This window comes from Streptomyces sp. V4I2 (assembly GCF_030817655.1).
In the GTDB taxonomy this organism is placed as follows: Bacteria; Actinomycetota; Actinomycetes; order Streptomycetales; family Streptomycetaceae; genus Streptomyces; species Streptomyces plumbiresistens.
Genome location: NZ_JAUSZM010000003.1, coordinates 1,442,241 through 1,461,252, shown reverse-complemented (window position 1 = coordinate 1,461,252; position 19,012 = coordinate 1,442,241). Strand labels below are relative to the sequence as shown.

The 19,012-nt window shown below is 72.1% G+C and carries 14 protein-coding genes; 6 read left to right on the top strand and 8 right to left on the bottom strand.

The genetic code is table 11. The features are described 5' to 3' along the window. Window positions 1–54 precede the first annotated feature (54 nt). Window positions 55–855 carry an alpha/beta fold hydrolase gene (locus QFZ76_RS07660; RefSeq protein WP_307673004.1) on the top strand — a complete coding sequence of 267 codons (801 nt, stop codon included), beginning with the start codon at window positions 55–57 and terminating at the stop codon, window positions 853–855. Here the strand turns inward: QFZ76_RS07660 and QFZ76_RS07655 are convergent. The 5 genes from QFZ76_RS07655 to QFZ76_RS07635 are packed head-to-tail and all read right to left on the bottom strand — an operon-like array spanning window position 836 to window position 6,215. Beyond that, the gene (locus tag QFZ76_RS07655) at window positions 836–2,086 is read right to left on the bottom strand and encodes a glucarate dehydratase family protein (RefSeq protein WP_307673003.1); all 1,251 of its coding nucleotides are present in this window, start codon (window positions 2,084–2,086) and stop codon (window positions 836–838) included. The two genes, QFZ76_RS07660 and QFZ76_RS07655, sit on opposite strands and share 20 nt — an antisense overlap. Then, window positions 2,083–2,991 carry a 5-dehydro-4-deoxyglucarate dehydratase gene (locus tag QFZ76_RS07650; RefSeq protein WP_307673002.1) on the bottom strand — a complete coding sequence of 303 codons (909 nt, stop codon included), beginning with the start codon at window positions 2,989–2,991 and terminating at the stop codon, window positions 2,083–2,085. Before QFZ76_RS07650 ends, QFZ76_RS07655 begins: the two co-directional genes overlap by 4 nt. 46 nt (window positions 2,992–3,037) lie before the next feature. Beyond that, window positions 3,038–3,982 carry a carbohydrate ABC transporter permease gene (locus tag QFZ76_RS07645; protein WP_266444467.1) on the bottom strand — a complete coding sequence of 315 codons (945 nt, stop codon included), beginning with the start codon at window positions 3,980–3,982 and terminating at the stop codon, window positions 3,038–3,040. Beyond that, window positions 3,979–4,884, bottom strand: a complete 906-nt coding sequence (locus QFZ76_RS07640) for a carbohydrate ABC transporter permease (protein ID WP_307673001.1) — start codon at window positions 4,882–4,884, stop codon at window positions 3,979–3,981. Before QFZ76_RS07640 ends, QFZ76_RS07645 begins: the two co-directional genes overlap by 4 nt. Continuing rightward, entirely contained in the window at window positions 4,881–6,215 is a 1,335-nt protein-coding gene (locus tag QFZ76_RS07635) for a sugar ABC transporter substrate-binding protein (protein ID WP_307673000.1), read from the bottom strand. Before QFZ76_RS07635 ends, QFZ76_RS07640 begins: the two co-directional genes overlap by 4 nt. Before the next feature lie 196 nt (window positions 6,216–6,411). On the opposite strand from QFZ76_RS07635, the gene QFZ76_RS07630 reads away from it, so the two are divergent. Both QFZ76_RS07630 and QFZ76_RS07625 read left to right on the top strand, forming a co-directional pair. Continuing rightward, window positions 6,412–7,335, top strand: coding sequence for a phosphotransferase family protein (locus QFZ76_RS07630; RefSeq protein ID WP_307672999.1), 924 nt, complete (start codon window positions 6,412–6,414; stop codon window positions 7,333–7,335). Beyond that, a complete protein-coding gene (locus QFZ76_RS07625; protein WP_307672998.1) occupies window positions 7,332–8,192 on the top strand; it encodes a fructosamine kinase family protein in 861 nt (286 codons plus the stop codon). Before QFZ76_RS07630 ends, QFZ76_RS07625 begins: the two co-directional genes overlap by 4 nt. Window positions 8,193–8,324: 132 nt before the next feature. On the opposite strand, the gene QFZ76_RS07620 is transcribed toward QFZ76_RS07625, so the two are convergent. Further along, the gene (locus QFZ76_RS07620) at window positions 8,325–10,496 is read right to left on the bottom strand and encodes a hypothetical protein (RefSeq protein ID WP_307672997.1); all 2,172 of its coding nucleotides are present in this window, start codon (window positions 10,494–10,496) and stop codon (window positions 8,325–8,327) included. Window positions 10,497–10,556: 60 nt separating this feature from the next. Continuing rightward, window positions 10,557–10,946, bottom strand: a complete 390-nt coding sequence (locus QFZ76_RS07615; RefSeq protein WP_307672996.1) for a DUF5997 family protein — start codon at window positions 10,944–10,946, stop codon at window positions 10,557–10,559. A 58-nt stretch (window positions 10,947–11,004) separates the two neighbouring features. Here QFZ76_RS07615 and QFZ76_RS07610 point away from each other — a divergent pair, with 58 nt between their 5' ends. After that, window positions 11,005–11,790 (top strand): LysR family transcriptional regulator substrate-binding protein, encoded by a 786-nt coding sequence (locus QFZ76_RS07610; RefSeq protein ID WP_307672995.1) that lies wholly within the window; start codon window positions 11,005–11,007, stop codon window positions 11,788–11,790. A 12-nt stretch (window positions 11,791–11,802) separates the two neighbouring features. On the opposite strand, the gene QFZ76_RS07605 is transcribed toward QFZ76_RS07610, so the two are convergent. Then, window positions 11,803–14,604: a beta-L-arabinofuranosidase domain-containing protein gene (locus tag QFZ76_RS07605; RefSeq protein WP_307672994.1), complete on the bottom strand. Its 2,802-nt coding sequence runs from the start codon at window positions 14,602–14,604 to the stop codon at window positions 11,803–11,805. A gap of 242 nt (window positions 14,605–14,846) precedes the next feature. Between QFZ76_RS07605 and QFZ76_RS07600 the strand changes: the two genes are divergently transcribed. After that, a complete protein-coding gene (locus QFZ76_RS07600) occupies window positions 14,847–17,450 on the top strand; it encodes a LuxR family transcriptional regulator (RefSeq protein ID WP_307672993.1) in 2,604 nt (867 codons plus the stop codon). Between the two features lie 102 nt (window positions 17,451–17,552). Continuing rightward, window positions 17,553–18,968: an FAD-binding oxidoreductase gene (locus QFZ76_RS07595; RefSeq protein WP_307672992.1), complete on the top strand. Its 1,416-nt coding sequence runs from the start codon at window positions 17,553–17,555 to the stop codon at window positions 18,966–18,968. The last annotated feature ends 44 nt before the right edge of the window (window positions 18,969–19,012 follow it).

The window sequence follows — 19,012 nt, the reverse complement described above, 5'->3', positions numbered from 1 at the left end:
GGCACGTCTGAGACGCGTGCCCCCTCCGTCCTCATCCACCCGGGAGAGCAACCCGTGATCGACCTCGGCCGCATCCGCCTGTTCTGCACCGGTCTCGGCGCCGCCGACGCGACCGCCCTGCTGCTGGTGCACGGCTGGGGCGGGGACGGCCGGGAGTGGTCGCCGCACGCGGAGGCGCTGGCCGACAGATTCCGGGTGGTCGTGCCCGACCTGCGCGGACACGGCCGCTCAGAGGTACCGGCCGAGAGCAACACCCCGGCAGAGATGGCGTCGGACCTGGCCGCGCTGATCGACGAGCTCGGCACCGGCCCGGTGGTCGCGGTCGGGCACTCCATGGGCGGGCAGGTCGTCAACCTGCTGGCCGTCCACCACCCGCACACCGTACGGTCGGTGATCGCGCTCGACCCGGCCCACGGCGCCCACGGCGAGGAGACCGAGCGGATCCCGGCCCGGCTCGCCGACTACCGCGCCCGCGGCTCGCGCGCCGCGGCCGACTTCGTGGCGGCGGCCTTCGCCCCGGACGCCCCGGCAGGGCTGCGCACCGCGCACGTCCGCACCATGCTCGGCACACCCGACCACGTCGTCGCCCAGGCCTACGCCGGGATGTACACCGACCCGGGCGCGGTGGGCGTACGCCCGCACAGCGAGCGGTACCTGAGCCACCGCACCCGGCCGGCGCTGACCGTATGGACGTCGGCCGAGGCCGCCGCCTGGGAACGCGGCACCCTGCACGTGCCCGGCTCACGCGTCGACCACTGGCCGGGCACCGGGCACTACCTCCACGAGGAACACCCGCGGCGCACCGTCCGCCTCGTCGAGGACTGGGCGGACTCCGTCACCAACGCGGCAGTCTGAGCTCGTACTCCGGCTGGATCCGCCGCATGTAGCCGGTGTCGTCCCGGGTGCGCATCCCGGAGTCCACGTACAGCCGGTGCAGCCGGTCCAGGGCGTCGTGGTCGAGTTCCACGCCGAGACCGGGCCCGGTGGGGACCGCGACCGCTCCGTCGCGCAGCTCCAGCGGCCCCGGGACGATCACGTCGTCGGCCGAGTTCCACGGATAGTGCGTGTCGCAGGAGTGGTCGAGGTTGGGGAGGGCGGCCGCCACGTGCGTCATCGCGGCGAGGCTGATGCCCAGGTGGGAGTTGGAGTGCATGGACAGCGCCAGCCCGAACGCCTCGCAGACGGCGGCCAGTTCACGGGTGCGGCGCAGTCCGCCCCAGTAGTGGTGGTCGGTGAGCAGGACCTGGATGGCGTTCTGCTCGATCGCCGGCTTCAGGTGCTCCCAGGCGATCACGCACATGTTGGTCGCGAGCGGCAGCGGCGAGTCCCGCGCGACCTGAGCCATGCCGGGGATGCCCTTGGTCGGGTCCTCCAGGTACTCCAGTACGCCGTCCAGTTCACGGGCGACGTACGTCGACGTCTCCACCGTCCAGGCGGTGTTGGGGTCCAGGCGCAACGGCTGCCCGGGGAACGCCTCCGCCAGCGCCTTGATCGCGGCGATCTCCTCGTCGGGTGGGAAGACCCCGCCCTTGAGCTTGAACGAGCGGAAGCCGTACCGCTGTTGCATCAGCCGGGCCTGCTCGACGATCCCCGCCGGATCCAGCGCCTCCCCCCAGTCGTCGCCGACGGCCGCCCGGCCGTCGAGAGCCGGGTGTTCGGCCCACTTGTAGAAGAGGTACGCCGCGAACTGCACCGACTCCCGCACCGCGCCGCCGAGCAGGTCGACGACCGGGCGCCCGAGCAGCCTGCCCTGGGCGTCGAGGCAGGCCACCTCCACCGCGGAGGTGGTCCAGCCGCGTTCGTGGGAACTGGGCACGGTCGGCAGCAGGGCGGCGTCGATCGCGGCCGCGACGGCCGTCGTGTCGAAGACGTCCATGCCGACGACCACCTTCGCCGCCGCCTGAAGCCGCTCCAGACGGGCGGTGCCTCCCGGCGACTCACCGAGGCCCACCGTGCCGTCCTCCAGAACTAGTTGGAGGATCACCCGCAGGGCGAGGGGCTCGTGGACGCCGTTGGAGTTGAGCAGCGGCGGGTCGCGGAAGGCGATCGGGGTGACGATCAACTCCCTGATCCTGGTGGGATTCATGCGCCGACCACCTCCAGGCCGTGGTCGATGAGTTTGCCGAGCCGGGCGACGTGCTCCGGCGTCGGGTCGACGAGTGGCGCCCGTACGCCGCCCACGTCCAGGCCGCGCAGGGTCACCCCGGCCTTGACCAGGGCCACGGCGTATCCGGGGACCTCGTCACGCAGCTCGACCAGGGGGCCGTAGAACTCGTCGAGGAGCGTGTTGACCAGGGCTTCGTCGTTCTCGGCGAGTGCCCGGTGGAAGGCCAGGGCGATCTGAGGGGCGAACGCGAACACGGCGGAGGAGTACAGGTCGACGCCGATGCCGCGGTAGGCGGGCGCGGTCATCTCGGCGGTGGGCAGGCCATTGAAGAACTGGAAGTCCTGCCCGTCCGGCAGGGCGCGCACGGACCGGACGATGCGGTGCATCCGTTCGATGTCGCCGAGCCCGTCCTTGAGGCCGACGACCCCGGGCAGGGCGGCGATCTCGGCGGCGGTGGACTCGGTGAGGCGGGCCGTGCCGCGCTGGTAGAAGACGACGGGCAGGCCGGTGGCCTCGGTGACCTCCTTGACGTACCGCACCAGGCCCTGCTGCGGGGCGCTCACCAGATAGGGCGGCAGCAGCAGGATGCCGTCGGCGCCGGCGCGTTCGATGCGGGCCGCCTGGTCGCGGGCGACCGGCACGGGACCGCCGGCCGCCGCGAAGACGGGCACCCGCCCCGCGGTCGTCGTCACGGCGATCCGGGTCGCCCGCTCGATCTCCTCGGGCGTCAACGCGTGGAACTCGCCGGTGCCGCAGGCGACGAACACGCCGCCCGCGTCGGCCGCGACTCCGGCCTCGATGTGCCGGGCGAGCCGCTCCTCGTCCAGCGAGCCGTCCGCGGCGAACGGCGTGACCGGGAAGAACAGCACTCCGTGGAACTTCATGTCTCCCTCGTAACGTGGGGTGTGGGGGGTCGGGTCCTCGACGGGATCAGCCCTTGGTGGCCCCGGCGGCGATGCCGGTGACCAGCGAGCGCTGGAGGAGCAGGTAGACGATCAGGCTGGGGATCAGGGCGATGACCGCCCCGGCCAGCACCACCCCGGAGCCGACCTCGGGGTCGGTGCGCAGGATGGACAGGGCGACGGTGACCGTGTAGTCGGTGGGGTCCTTGGAGGCGATCAGGGGCAGCAGGTACTGGTCCCAGATCATGACGAAGCCCAGCACGCCGGCCACGCCCAGAGCGGGCTTGCACAGCGGCAGGACGACCTGCCACAGCATCCGGAACTCGCCCACGCCGTCCAGCCGGGCGGCCTCCTCTATCTCCGTGGGGATGTCCTTCATGAACTCGGTCAGCAGCATCACGGAGAAGCCCCAGGCGCCGAGCGGCAGGATCACACCCCACGCCGTCCCCTTCAGGTCCAGGCCGACCACCGGGACATGACCGAGGACCAGGGACAACGGGATCGCGATGACCTCCTCGGGGAGCATCATCGTCAGCATGAACAGGGTCAGCACGAGGGCCTGGCCACGGAACCTGTGCCGGGCCAGCGCGTAGGCGGCGAGCACCGACACCGCGAGCTGGAGCAGCAGCGCGCCGCCCGCTATGACGAGGGAGTTGGTGAAGTAGTCCCAGATCCCGCGCTCGCCGGCCACCTTGAAGTTCTGCAGCGTGCTGTCGTGCGGCAGGAAGGAGAGCGACGAGCCGCTGGCGTGCGTGGTGAACGCGCCGGAGACGATCGTCAGGAACGGCGCCGCGAAGATGCCGAGCGCGATCGCGCAGAGCAGGATCCGCAACGCCCAGCCCACGCCCGGACGGTCGCTCCAGCCGAGGGCGGTGTCGAAGCGGGCGGGGGTGGCTCGCTGCTTGAGCGAGGGCTTCCCGGCCGGTGATCCGGGCACGGACGTGCGGACGGGGTCGATGGCGGGTGCGCTCATCGCACGTCTCCCCTCTTGCGGAAGTAGTTGACCGTGACGGTCAGCAGCAGGGTCACGCAGAGCAGCACCACCGAGGCCGCGGAGGCCCCGCCGATGTCGTTGCGAGTGAAGCCGAGGGTGTAGGCGCGGGTCATCCAGACCTCGGTGGACCCGGCCGGACCACCGCCGGTCAGGACGTACACCTCGGTGAACACCCGCAGTCCGCGGATCGCGGCGAGGGTGAGGACGATGCCGAGCGCGGGGCGGATCGCGGGCAGCGTGACGTAGCGCAGCCGCTGCCAGAGCGAGACGCCGTCCATCGCGGCGGCCTCGTACAGGGTCCGGTCCACGCCCGCCAGGCCGGCGAGGATGATCACCATGTTGTACGGGGCGAGCATCCAGACGGCCATGACCATCGTCGCCCACAGCGCGGTGTCCGGGTTGTCGAGGAACTGCGCGGGCCCGAGGCCGAGGAAGCTCAGCCCGTGGTTGATCAGGCCGTCGGAGGTCGGGTAGTACAGCAGCCGCCACATCTCGCCGACCACCGCGGTCGCCGTGACGACCGGCAGGAAGACGGCCGTACGCATGATCTTCAGGGAGCGGGCCTGGCCCTCGAGGAGCAGGGCGAGGAGGAAGCCGACGAGGATGGCGCCCAGCGACTGGCCGAGGCCGAGCAGGAGGGTGTGGCCGATCGCGTCCTGGAAGCGGTGGTCGGTCAGGACCCGGGTGTAGTTGTCGAGGCCGACCCACTTGTCGCCGAGGAAGGGCCGTACGTCGAAGAAGCTGAGCCAGATGCCCTTGCCCATGGGCAGGAACTTGAAGACCAGGGCGAGCAGCAGGCCGGGGGCGAGGAACAGCCAGGGGAGCACCGACCTCTTGGCGAGGACTCCGCGCCGCCGGGGCGTGGTGAGGGTCGCGGTCATTTCAGCAGGTCCTGGTCCTTGAGGTCACCGGCGAGGGTGTCGTTGAGTTCCTTCAGGCCCGAGGCGACGTCGCTGCCGCAGTACGTGAAGATCGCGTTGAGGCTGTCCGCGGTGTCCTGCTTGATCGGGGCGAAGTCCGGCGCGTTCGGGAACTGCTGTGAGGTGTCCTCGTACGCCTTCTGTACGACGCTCCAGCGGGAGTCGTCGCGCACCTTCGCCGCGTCCAGGGCGGAGTTGACGGGGATGCGGACGACGGGCTGGTGGCCGTCGACGCTGGTCATGGCGATCCGCTGGCCCTCGGGGGAGATCAGGAACGCGGCCAGCGCCTGCTCCTGCTTCGCCTTGCCGGTCTTGGCGCCGAAGTAGACGTTCTCGCCGTCGGCCAGCACGTCGGACCCGGCGGGGCCGGCGGGGGCGGCGACGACCTCGTATGTGTCCTTGCCGGGCGTGGCGTCGAAGGTGGTGATGTTGTACGGGCCGGTGAGGTACATGCCCGCGTTGCCGTCCTGGAAGTTGGTGGCGTTCGCCGTGATGGCCGTGAGGGCACCCGGCTGGACGACGTTCTTGGCGCCGCAGAAGAGGTTGTCCTTCAGCCAGGTGACGGTCCGTACGGCGGCGGCCGAGTCCATGGCGGGGCGATAGCGGCCGTTGCCGTCCGGCTCGATGATCCGCGCGCCGCCCTGCCACAGGTAGCTGGCGCCCCACCAGGCGGCGTAGCCGTTCTGGGCGCTGCCGGGGACGACCATGCCGTAGGTGTCGGCCTTGCCGTCGCCGTCCGGGTCCTCGGTGGCGAAGGCCTTGGCGACCCGGAGCATCTCCTGCCAGGTCGTGGGCGCATCGAGGCCGAGCTTCTTCAGCCAGTCCTTGCGGATCATCAGGGTCATGGCCTGGCGGGAGTACGGAATGCCGTAGTGCTTGCCGTCGATGCCCACGGTGGAGGACCAGGTCTTGTCGGTGATCTGGTCGTGGCCCGCGATCGTGTCCGGGGTGATGGGCTTGAGCAGGCCCTGGCTCTGGTAACTGCCCATCAGAGCCGTGTCGTTGATCATGACGTCGGGCAGGTCCTTGGTGGAGGCCCGGCTCTGCAGCTGCTGGTCGAAGTTGACCACCGGCTGATAGTCGATCTTGATTCCGGTCTTCTTGGTGAAGGCGGCGAACACACGGTCGTAGGTCGCGGCGGCGTCCGGATTGCTCCGGGTCCACACCTCCAGCGTGTTCGGGCCGCCGGAATCGGCGCTGTCGGAACCGGAGCCACAGGCGGCCGTTCCGAACACCAAACCCGCGACGGTCAGGGTGGCAGCCAGGCGGCGACTTCGTCGGCGATCGCCCATGGGCACTCTCCGTTCATATTCGTGAACTTACTTCACGAATCTAAATGATCGCCCAAGCTACGAATCGTTTCACCCGTATGTCAATGCGGAGCTGAAACATTTCACCAGCGTCACACAAGGCCGGATCGGGCCTTCGGAGTCGCGCTCCGCCGAAAACGCGTTGTCCCGGGCGGACCGGCCGCCTACCGTCTCGGGCGTGCTGCCCCTGGTGGAAACGGACGAGGAATGGGACGCGGTCGTCCCGGACGAGACGGTCATGCGGGCCGGTGCGCAGGATCTGTGCGCACGACTCGGGTTGGCCGGCGCACCACTGACCCGCTTCACCGAGGGGACACAACCGGTCTACGCGGTGGGCGACGACCTCGTCCTCAAGCTCTTCCCCGCGGCCGCCGCCCAGGACGGCATCGCCGAGGGCCGGGTCCTGTCCCACCTCCAGGGGCTGCTGCCCGTGCCCACTCCCCGGGTGCACGACGTCGGCCCGTACGAGAACGGCTGGCAGTACGTCCTGATGTCCCGCCTGCACGGCGAGAACCTGGCCCAGGTCTGGGGGCGGCTGCCGCGGGCCGACCAGGAACCGTTCGTCGCCGACATCGGCGAGACCCTCGCCGTGCTCCACGCCCTCGACCCCGCACCCCTCGCGGACGTCCTCGGGCCCGGGGACTGGGGCGCGTTCCTGGACCGTCGCCGCGCGGCCGCCGTGGAACAGCAACGCCGGCACGGGCTGCCGGCCGCGTGGCTGGAGCAGATCCCCGGCTTCCTCGCCTCGGTCGCCCTTCCCCGCGCCCCGCGGCCCGCCCTCCTGCACACCGAGGTCATGGCCCAGCACTTCCTCGTCGACCCGGACGGCCGCAGACTGACCGGCCTCTTCGACTTCGAACCGGCCATGATCGGCGACCGGGCCTACGATTTCGTCGGCGTCGGCCTCTTCGTCACCCGAGGCGACCCCCGACTGCTGGCCCGCCTCACCGCCTCGTACGGCCACGCCTTCGAGCCCGCCGACCTGCTCGCGTACACACTGCTGCACGTGTACAGCAACCTGCCCTGGTACCTGCGCGAACTGCCCGCGCGCGCCGACGGAACACTGACCTCGCTCGCCGAAGCATGGTTCGGTACGGCGTGACGCGCGAGGCGCCCGGTGACGTGGCGGCGCGCCTCACCGGGCGCCCGGTCACCGCGGTGCGCCCGCTGTCCGGAACGCTCGCCGAAGTCACCCTCGACGGCGGCCGGGTGGTCATGGTGAAGCTGGGGGAGGAGCCCGGCGCGGTCGAGGCCGAGGCGGCCGGGCTGCGCTGGCTGGCCGCGGCGGGCGCGGTCCGAGTCCCGGTGGTGCACGGTCACGAGGGACGTCGGCTGGTGATCGACCGGGTTCCGCAAGGCAGGCCCACCGCCGCCGCGGCGGTCCGCTTCGGCCGCGACCTTGCCGCCCTGCACGCCGCCGGGGCCCCCGCGTTCGGCGCCCCGCCGCCCGGCGGCCCGAGGGACGCGTACATCGGACTCGCCCCGATGCGGAACACCGACGGCGGCGACTGGCCGTCCTGGTACGCCGAGCACCGCGTGCTGCCCTACCTGCGCCACGCGGTGGACGACGGAACCGTCCGCCCTGCCGAGGCGGCCGTGATCGAAGAGGTCTGCGCGCGCCTGCCCGAGCTCGCTGGCCCACCCGAACCGCCCGCCCGGCTGCACGGCGACCTGTGGAACGGCAACGTCCTGTGGGGCACCGACGACGAGGCCCGGCTGATCGACCCGGCCGCGCACGGCGGCCACCGCGAGACCGACCTCGCGATGCTCCACCTCTTCGGCTGCCCCCACCTGGACCGGGTGCTGGACGGCTACCAGCAGGCGGCGCCGCTCGCCGACGGCTGGAGGGACCGCATCAGCCTGCACCAGCTCTTCCCGCTCCTGGTGCATGCCGTGCTCTTCGGCCGCGGCTACGCCGAACAGGCCCTGGCACAAGCACGAACGGCCCTGGCGCGCTGATCCGCGCGCCAGGGCCGTCGTACGAACAACGCCTTCCGGCGTGAAGTCCAGGGCGAGGAAAGCGAAGGGACTAATTTCAAGGAGTGTGAGAAGGAAGCCCCTTCATGGCCTCGCCGTGGTCAACGCTAGCAGTCAGTCGGGGATCAGGTCGCGCAGATTTCCGAGGGTGATGATCCGGGAGTCCGGGTGCAGCCCCTCGGGACGCTCCAGACCGATGTATGTGACAGGCCCCTCCGGCACCGACGTGCCGTCCCACACCGTCATGCCGGTGGCGGCGTCGGCCATCAGCTCCGTGAGGTACCGCACCGTCAGCTGCTCGCGCTCGACGATGCCGCGCAGCAGTGTGGCGACCGTGACCCGGTTGCCCTCCACCCGGTTCGACGTCGGGGTGCCCTTCAGGTAGAGGTGCAGCCACTTGGCCCGCCACCGGCCGTCCTCGCCCCGCAGGAAGGCCAGCGGCAGCGCCACCCGCCCCGGCCCGCGCAGCTCCGACTTCATCCGCACCGTGCGCGCCTCGAACGGACGGCCCTTCTGCTCGCCGTCCCGCAGCATGAACCCGAAGAACGACTCCTCGACCTCCTCGAAGCCCTCCCCCGAGAAGAGGTTGACCTGCGGCACGACGAAGGTGCCCTGCACGGCGCCGAGCCGCAGGTTGATGAACTCCGAGGCACCTTCGGGCGCGTCGACGATGTCGCCGGAGTGCTCGCCGTCCACGGCGGAGAGGTTCGTGTACGACAGCCAGGAGACCGTCTCGTAGTCGGCGCCCAGCATCAGCGCCGACAGGTCGTAGTCGGTGCTGCGCTCGGTCTGCTTCCAGTACACGAAGAAGCGCAGCAGCTCGCCGTCGACCGGGGAGACCGAGCCGCGCGGCAGCACGCCGAGGCCCGCCGCGGTCGCCTTGCCGCTGAGCGGCAGCGCCACGTCGAGGACGTCCGGGTCGACCAAGAGGTGCCCCGGAGCGGGGAGCCGGCGGCGGGTCTCCGCGTCGAGCGCGGCGATCAGACGGTCCCGTTCCGGTGCCGGCAGGGGCGGGCGGTCCTCGGCGGCGACCCAGGCACGGCCCATCCGGTTGATGAAGACCCGCCGATGACCGGACTCGTCGGCGCGGATGTGCAGGTGCTCGCGCACCGACAGCACGACCCGGCCGGCGACCGAGCCGACGACCTCCTCGACGGCGGCCACGACGGCCTCCCGCTCCTCCTCGCCGGCGGCCGTACGCAGCAGCCGGTCCAGCGCCCGGAGCAGCTTGCCCGGAGCGGACTTCAGCAACGTGGCCGCCGCGACCACATCGCCCGCGCCGAGCAGCTCCTCGACCCGGCTGTCGAAGGACCGCGCCGTCAGCTCGCCGCGGGCGACGGCGAACACCTCGGCGGCCTGCGGCCACCGCGGGTACTCGTGCGGGTGCAGCCGCTCACCGAGACGCTTGAACTCCTCGCGGTGCGCGTGGACGTCGGCGAGCTTGGCCTCAGCCGCGGCGACGACGCCGTCCAGACCGGCGAGCAGCGCGCGACGGACGGGTCGCGACAGCGCCCGGAACCGCGTCGGCTCCTGAAGGGTCACGTCACCGCCCGACAGCGCGCACGCCAGGCGCAGCACGTCGGTCACGGTGTCCAGCAGCAGGTCCGCGCCCACCTTCAGCCGGGCCTCGTTGACGACGGCACGGTTCTCCCGGACCGGTATCGCCTCCGGCTGGGGCCCGCTCACGCAGTGCCCCGCGAGCGCCTTCAGGTCGCTCAGCCCTTCCTCGCCCAGCGGCGTGGCGCTGCCGGCCAGCGCCAGGTACAGGCCGGTGACCTCGTCGTCGAGCGGGCCGCCGAGATGCAGGACCGTCATCCGGTCGCCCGCCGCGGCGATCAGCTCGTCGTGGGCGGCGAGCATCTCGGCGTAGGTGTGCTGGTAGCGGCCGTACGACGGGAGGGTGAGCAGGTTCACCACCCCCTGGCGCAGCTGATCGAGCACTCCGGGACGCGCCTTGCTGTCGTCGAGCGCCTCGGTGATGCAGCGCATCCAGAAGTCGAAGGTGTCCGGCACGTTGGCCGGGAAGCCGACGAAGTAGACGTTGTGCCCGACGTGGTCGCCGACCATCTCGCGGACCGTGCGCAGCGTGCGTACGGCGGTGTCGACGACCGTGTCCTCCGACAGCCCGGACAGCTGACGCAGCAGCGGTGCCGACAGCTTGAAGCCGACGGACATCAGCGCGGCGTCGAACTGCCGCGCCGCGACCTCGCCCTCACCGGCGGGACCGGTGGGGGAGGGCAGGCGATGGGTGTGCCGGACGACCAGCGGTTCCAGACTCTCGACCATTCCGGGATGATCGCAGAGCGGCACAGGCCACCGCACCGGAGTTTTCGACCGGTGTTCGAGTCAGGAGCGCTGGTCCTGCTCGGCCTTCTTCTCCTTGATGCGCACCGCTTCCTGGCGCACCTCGGCCTGGGTGGCCCGCTCCTTCTCCAGCCACTCGGGCCGGTCCTGCTTGAGCGCCTCGATCTGCTCGGTGGTCAGCGGCTCCGTGACGCCGCCGCGCGCCAGGCCGGCGATGGAGACGCCGAGCTTCGCCGCGACGACCGGGCGAGGGTGCGGGCCGTTGCTGCGCAGCTCCTGCAGCCACGCGGGCGGGTTCGCCTGGAGCTCGTTCAGCTCGGAGCGGGTGACGACCCCGTCCTGGAACTCCTGAGGGGTGGCCGGGAGGTACACACCCAGCTTCTTCGCCGCGGTCGCGGGCTTCATCGTCTGGGTGGTCTGGTGCGACTTCATGGTGTCCAGACTATCGACCGCGCGCGAGAGGTCCGACCACGGCGGGTAGCCTGGCGTGGTGACAGGCTCTGCGGCATCCCCTTCGTTCCGGCTCGCATACGTCCCCGGAGTGACCCCCGGCAAGTGGGTGCGGATCTGGCAGGAGCGCCTGCCGGACGTTCCGCTGGAGCTGGTCGCGGTGCCGGCCGCCGAGGCATCCGATGTGTTGCGGGCCGGCGACGCCGACGCGGCGCTGGTACGGCTCCCGGTCGACCGTACGGTCTTCAGCGCGATCCCCCTCTACGAAGAGACGACCGTCGTCGTGGCCCCCAAGGACCACCTCGTCACGGCGGTGGACGAGTTGTCCGCCGAGGATCTCGCCGACGAGATCCTGCTGCACCCCCTCGACGACGTCCTCGACTGGGAGCGGCCCCCCGGCCAGCCCGCCCTGGAACGCCCCGCCACGACCGAGGACGCCGTCGAACTCGTGGCGGCGGGCATCGGCCTCCTGGCCGTCCCCCAGTCCGTGGCCCGCCTGCACCACCGCAAGGACCTCACCTACCGCACCCTCGTGGACGCCCCCCAGTCCGGCGTCGCCCTGGCCTGGCCCGAGGACGCGACTACCGACCTGGTCGAGGACTTCATCGGCATCGTCCGCGGCCGGACGGCCAACAGCACCCGCGGCCGTACCAAGCCCGAGCCCGAGGCCCGCCCAGAGCGCAAGCGGGCCGAACAGAAGGGCGGCGGCCGCAAACCGGCCGCGGGCAAGCCGACGGGCAAGGGCTCCCGCGGCGGTTCCGGCGGCACCCGCGGTGCGGGCGGCTCCCAGGGCGCCCGCCGCGGCAAGCCGCGCCGCCGGTCGTAACCCGCGGCGCCGTCAGGCCGCGAAGGACGCCTTCGCCGCCGTACTCACCACCTTGTCGCCGTCGGCCCGGGTGAGCAGCCCGGCGGACACCCACGCGTCCACCACCGACCGCACCCGGGACACCAGCGCCCCCTTGCCCGCGAACGGCGCCGCGGCCCAGATCTCGTCCAGCAGGGTCGTGCCGTCGGCCTTCGCCGGGTTGGCCACGCCCGCGTCGACGGTGCCGAGGACCACGCGCGGTTCGGAGCGCCGGAAGTAGGCGTGCGTCGGGTCCTCCGTCCCCTCGGAGAACGGGGCGAACTCGGTGCCGTCCAGGGTGTAGTGGAGCGGCTTGCCCGTCACGGGCGTGAGGGTGGGCAGCAGGTCGCCGGAGAGGCCGGCGTTGCGGTACAGGCCGAACGGCAGGTGGTCCGTGGCCGGGTTGCGGGCGACGAGGTTGACCGGACCGTAGAAGAGGGTCTGCAGCGACGGGTCGTCGAGGGCCTTCTCCACGCGCAGCCGGAAGGGCATGGCGACGCGCACGGTGTCGCCGGAGCGCCACGTCCGGGACACGGTGAAGTACCCCCCGGGCGTCGGAGTACCGGACACCGCACGCCCGTTGACCGTGACCCGGAACCCGGCACTCGCCCAGGACGGCACGCGCAGCCGAAGCGCGAAGGCGGCGCTGCCGCCGATCCTCAGCGTGGTCCCCTGCTCCGCCGGATAGGCGGTGGTCTGGGTGACCGTGACGCCCTTCTCCGCCCAGGTCAGCGTGGATGGGCTGTAGAGGTTGACGTACAGGGCGCTGCCGTCGGCCTTCTTGAAGTACACCGAGTCCTGGTACTTCGTCGCGCTCTCCATGCCCGTGCCCTCGCAGCAGGTCGTGCCCTGCTTGGGCGTGTAGTCCCGCACGTGACCGGGCGTGAGTCCGATGAAGTACGTGACGAGCGGCTTCTCCGCGTCGGCCTTGTCCTGCTTGGAGCCGAGCACCTGGTTGTAGAGGGCCCGCTCGTAGTAGTCCATGTACTTCGGGGACTGCTCGTGGAAGAACAGCATCCGGCTGAGCTTCAGCAGGTTGTACGCGCAGCAGGTCTCGGCGGTCGTCGCGCTGATCGTCCCCGCGATCACCCCGGAGGCCTTCCAGAACTCCGCGGTGCTGGTGCCGCCGATGCCGTACATGCGTCCCGGTACGACCATGCCCCAGAAGTTCTTCGCGGCGGTGAGGTAGCGCTCCTCGCCCGTGGCGTCGTACAGCCGGACCAGCCCCGTGAAGATCGGGATGTGCTGGTTGGCGTGCAGGCCGTCGAGGATGTCGGTGTTCGCGGCGCACGCGTCGATGAGCTTGTCGAGGTCGAACAGCCTGGCCAGCGCGAGGTGTTCGGCCTTTCCGCTGAGCGCGTGCAGGTCGACGATCGCCTCGACGATGCCGCCGAACTCTCCGCTGGAGAAGATGCCCCACATCCGCTGGAGGGTGGCGTCGGGCAGCTTGGACAGCCGGGAGTACATCCAGTCGCACAAGCCTGACGCGAGGCCCAGCGCCCGTGCGTCGTCGGTGGCGCTGTGCGCGTCCAGCAGACCCCGGAGGATCTTGTGCGCGGTGTAGTAGGGCGCCCAGACCTTGGTGTAGTCGGGGCTGGTCCTCGACTCCAGGTCGATGAACTGCGTCTCCGGGTACGCCGCCAGGAACCCGGGATGGCTGGGCCCGCCCCAGGTGCGGCGCAGGGTCGCGGTGAGGCCACGGCCGGAGGCGTCGGCGAAGGTCCCGCCGGTCGTCTCGTCGAAGGCGTACGAGGCCAGGTCGCCGCGGCCCGTCGCGGCATCGGCGGCCCGCGCGGTCTGGAGCTGGGTGATCTCGCCGCCGGTCAGGGCGCGTGACCAGACGTTGAACTCGTCGTAGGCGCCCGCGAAGACCGGGTCTCCGGAGTAGTTCGAGCGGCCGAGCCAGTTGTTGGCGAGCGTGCCGAGGGCCGCCGGGGTGAGGGACATCGACGCATTCCGGGCGACCGCCGTGCCGTTGACGTACAGCGTGCCGGTGCCGCCCGCGATCGTCACCGCCAGATGGCTCCACTGGTTCAGCGGGAGGGCGGCGGTGCCGTCGAGTCCCTGCTCGCCGCCTGGTCCGCTCGTCGTGATGGCGAAGCGGGGTACGCCGTTCGCGTTGCGCGCGGCCAGATACAGGTAGCGCGTGGTGTTGTCGCCGAAGTCGAAGATCCGGGTCCAGTTGGCGTCGTGCGTGGGCTTGACCCAGGCGGACAGGGTGATCGCCGAGGCGCCGCCGAGGACGCCGGCCGGGAGATCGACGTACTGGTACGAGCCGCGCACGTTCTCCGCCGAAGTCCCGAACTTCCCGGGGGAGTTCAGGACGACCGGGTCGTGGCGCAACGCCTCGCGCACCTCGGTCAGCGCCTCGACCATGGTGCGGATCTTGTCGACGAAGACCTGCTCGCCGGTGCCGGCGTACGCCTGGGACAGCATGGTCAGGAAGTGGCCGGTGTAGTGGCCGCGCAGGTTGCCGTTGGCCTCACCGTCCAGGCCCTCCCAGCCGCCGGGGGCGACCGCGCCGCCCGTGGCGAGACCGGCGTTGGCGCGAAAGACCTGGAGCAGCCGGTTCACGTCGTAGCCGCGGGCGTGGTCGAGCATCAGTTGCCGCTTGTCGGCGAAGACACCCTGACCCAGCTTCACGTCCTCGAGCGCGAAGGGCCGTACGGTCCACACGGACGGTTCCTCCGAGACTGCGGCGACTGCCCGGCCGGTCGCGGCGTACGAGATCGCCGGGGTGACGGTGGCGAGCGCCGCGGCCTGGAAAAGGTGCCGTCTGGAGAGGGGCGGTGCCATGGGTGCGCCTCCACGGGGCCATGTTCACGGGTGGTTCAGGGCGTTCAAGGATGTTCGGCATATCGAACTGCGTGCGGGTGATCGACCAGACGATAGGGAGGGGACAGAGGAGCGTCAACGGTTCTGGAGTGGTCAATTCCGGCCGTCGGACGGGGCGTCGGCGTGGATGCCGGTTTCGGTGCTGCCCGTCGTGACCCCGCGAGGTAGGCCCGTGGCGGCGCCCCCGGTGGCAGAATCGCCCCGTGGACCGGGGGATCCTGGAGCGCGAGACCGAGCTGGTGCGACTGGCTGCGGCCGCCCGGGAGGCGGCGGACGGGGCCGGATCGGTGGTGCTCGTCTTCGGAGAGGCGGGCATCGGGAAGTCGAGCCTGGTCAAGGCCCTGCCGGAGCGGCTCCCGGACCAGGCCCGGATGCTCGTCGGGGAGTGCGACGACCTCGCCACGCGACGGCCGCTCGGCCCCTTCCGCGACCTCGTCGGCTCCGTCGGCGCCGAGCTGGCGCGGGCCGTCACGGAGGGCGGCGACCGGCCACGCGTCTACGAGGCCCTGCACGAAGAGCTGGCCGGGAGTCCGCATCCTGCGGTACTCGTCGTCGAGGACGTCCACTGGGCCGACGAGGCCTCCCTCGACGCCCTGCGCTTCCTGGTGCGGCGCGTGGAGCGACTGCCCGCCCTGCTCGTCCTCACCTACCGGGACGACGAGTTGACCAGCGGGCACCCCCTGCGCCACCTCCTCGGCCAGCTCTCCCGCGTGCGCCGCGTCCACCGGCTGCCGCTGGCCCGCCTCTCCCTGGCCGCCGTGCGCACGCTGAGCGCGGCCGGGCGGCTCGACGCGGCGCAGGTGTACGCCGTGACGTCGGGCAACCCGTTCTTCGTCGCCGAGGTGGTGGCCGCGGGCGGCACCGGGGGCGTGCCGCCGACCGTCGTCGACGCCGTGCTCGCCCGACTGCGCGGGCTCGACCCCGCCACCGTGGCCGCCCTGGAACAGCTCGCCGTCGTCCCCTCGGCCGTCGAACGCCCGCTCATCGATGTCCTGCTCGCGGACGGCGTGGCCGTCCTGGCGGCGGCCGAGCAGCGCGGCCTGCTGGCCGTGGCCCCGGAGCGGGTGACGTTCCGGCACGAGCTGATCCGGCGGGCCGTCGCCGACTCCCTGCCCGCCGCCCGCCGCATCGAGCTCAACCGCACCGTCCTCGCGGCCCTCGTCGCCCGGCCCGGCTCCGACACCGCCCGCATCGTCCACCACGCCGCCCAGGCCGGCGACCGGGACGCCATCGCCCGGTACGGGCCCGACGCCGCCAAGGACGCCGCGGGAGCGGGCGCCCACCGCGAGGCCGCCGCCCAGCTGCGGCTCGTCCTGCGGGACCGGCACCGCTACGCCCCGGCCGACCTCGCCGACCTCCTCGAGCGCTACGCGGTGGAGTGCTACACCGTCGCCGACTCGGCCGCCGCCGTCGTCGCCCAGCGGGACGCGGTCGCCCTGCGCCGCTCCCTCGGCGACATCCGCGCCCTCGGCGCCGACCTGCGCTGGCTGTCCCGCATCCACTGGTGGGCAGGCGACGCCGACCCGGCCGAGGAAGCCGCCCGCGAGGCCGTCGCCGTCCTGGAACACGCGGGCGACGACCGGCTGCTGGCGCTCGCCGTCAGCAACACCGCCCAGCTGCGGATGCTGTCCGAGCGCTACGCCGAGGCGGTCACGCACGGTGAACGCGCCATCGCCCTGGCCCGGAAGGCGGGCGATCCCGCGATCCTGTCGCACGCCCTCAACAACGTCGGCACGGCCCGCTGGCGGGGCGGAGACCCCGGCGGGCGCCGACAGCTGGAGGAGAGCCTCGACGTCGCCCTCGCCGCCGGCGAGGTCGAACACGCCTGCCGGGCCTACGCCAACCTGATCTGGAACCTGCTCGACACCCTCCAGTACGCCGAGGCCGACCGCTTCCTGCCCCCGGCGATGGACCTGGCCGACCGCGCCGAACACCTCGGCTTCCTCAACTACCTCCACGTCGAGCTGGCCATGCGGCGGCTCGCGGCCGCCGACTGGGACGACGCCGAGAAACACGCCGAGTTCGGGATGCATGACTTCGTCCCCGCCCGCTGCCCCGCCCTGACCGTCCTCGCCCGGGTCCGCATCCGCCGCGGCGGGCCGCCCGGCGCCGAGGAACTCCTCGACGAGGCCTGGGAGATCGCCGTACGGACCCGGGAACTCCAGCGCACCGGGCCGGTGGCCGTGGCCCGTGCCGAGGCGGCCTGGCTGCGCGGGGATCCGGCCGGTGTCGTCGCGGCCGTCGAACCCGTCCACGCCCAGGCCCGTGACCTGCCGGGTGCCCCCTACCGCGCCGAGCTCGGCTACTGGCTCACCCTGGCCGGCCGCCCGGTCCCGGCCGACGACACGGAGCATCCGTACGCCCTGCAAGCCCGCGGACAGTGGCAGCGGGCCGCGGAGCTCTGGCAGGCGGCGGGCTGCCCCTACGAACACGCCGTCGCCCTCGCGCAGAGCCCGGACCCCGCCGACCGGCTCGCCGCGCTCACGGCACTCGACGCGCTGGGCGCCGAGCCGCAGGCCCGGCTGATCCGCGCCGAACTGCGGCGCCTCGGCCTGCGCCACATCCCCCGCGGCCCGCTCGCGGCGACCCGCGACAACCCCGCCGGCCTCACGGAACGCCAGCTCCAGGTGGTGCGACTGCTCGTCGACGGCCTGACCAACGCGGAGATCGCCGCCCGGCTCGTCGTATCCGTGCGTACGGTCGACAACCACGTACGCGCGGTCCTCGACAAGCTGGGCGCGCCCACGCGGCGGCAGGTCGCGGTCCGCGCGACCGAGCTGGGCCTGTCCGGGGGCCGCGAAACCTAGGTACCCGCCGAGCCCGAGCTGGGTGACGGTCACGGATACCTACGCCTGCGCGACCCGCGTAGAACGGGCGGATCGACCCGAAACGACAACCGGGGGAACCGCATGACCAGCACACCCGCCCACGCAGCCCGACGCGAACTGGCGAACTTCACCGGGGAGTTGATCGGCCCCGCCGACACCGGCTACCAGGACGCCCGGGCCGTCTACAACGCGATGACCGACAAACGTCCCGCACTCGTCGCCCGCTGCGCCGACGCGGACGCCGTCGCCCGGGTGATCGGCTTCGCCCGCGCACACGACCTCCCGCTCGCGGTCCGCGGCGGCGGCCACCACGGCGCCGGACTCGGCACCGTCGACGGGGGAGTGGTCGCCGACCTGTCGCCCCTCAAGGACATCCACGTCGACCCCGAGGCCCGCACGGTCCGGGTCGGCGGCGGCTGCGTCTGGGGAGAGGTCGACCGCGCCACCAACGCACACGGCCTCGCCACCCCCAGCGGCATCATCTCCACCACCGGGGTCGGCGGCCTCGCCACCGGCGGCGGGCTCGGCCACCTGACCCGCAGGTGCGGCCTGACCATCGACAACCTGCTGGCGGCCGACCTCGTCCTGGCCGACGGCCGGCAGGTGCGGGCGAGCGCAGACGAGAACAGCGACCTGTTCTGGGCGGTCCGGGGCGGCGGCGGCAACTTCGGCGTGGCCACCTCGTTCCTGTTCCGGCTGCACGAGGTGAGCACCGTCATCGCCGGGCCGACCTTCTGGCCCGTCGAGATCGGCGCCGAAGTCCTCGCCGCCTACCGGGACTTCCTCCCGACCGCGCCCCGCGAGCTCAACGCCTTCTTCCTGTTCGGCACCGTGCCGCCCGCCCCGCCGTTCCCCGAGGAGTTCCAGCTGCGCAAGACGGCCGGTGTCGTGTGGTGCTACACGGGCGACGACACCGAGGCGGCCGCACGGGAGATGGCCCCGCTGCTCGACGCCCTGCCGCAGCCGATGCTGCACGCGCCCGGGCCCATGCCGCACCCCGACATGCAGGCCATGTTCGACGGGCTCTACCCGCCGGGCCACCAGTGGTACTGGCGCGCCGACTTCGTCGACGACATCCCGGACGAGGCCGTCGACCTGCACGCCAAGTTCGGCGCGGAAGTGCCCACCATGCAGTCGACGATGCACCTCTACCCGATCGACGGCGCCGCCCACGACGTCGGCCCGGACGAGACGCCCTGGGCCTACCGCGAGGCGCGCTGGGCGTCCGTGTACGCCGGCGTCGACCCCGACCCGGCCAACGCCGAGCTGGTCAAGCGGTGGACGGTCGACTACTTCGAGGCACTGCACCCGTACTCGGCGGGCGGCGCCTACGTGAACATGATGATGGACGAGGGCCAGGAACGCGTCCGGGCCAGCTACCGCGGCAACTACGACCGCCTGGCCCGGATCAAGGCCGCCCACGACCCGGACAACGTCTTCCGCCTCAACCAGAACATCCAGCCGGCGCCGAAGCCGCGGTACGAGGCCCGGCCCTGAAGTCGGAGCCATGGGGTGGCCGCACCACGAGGTGCGGCCACCCA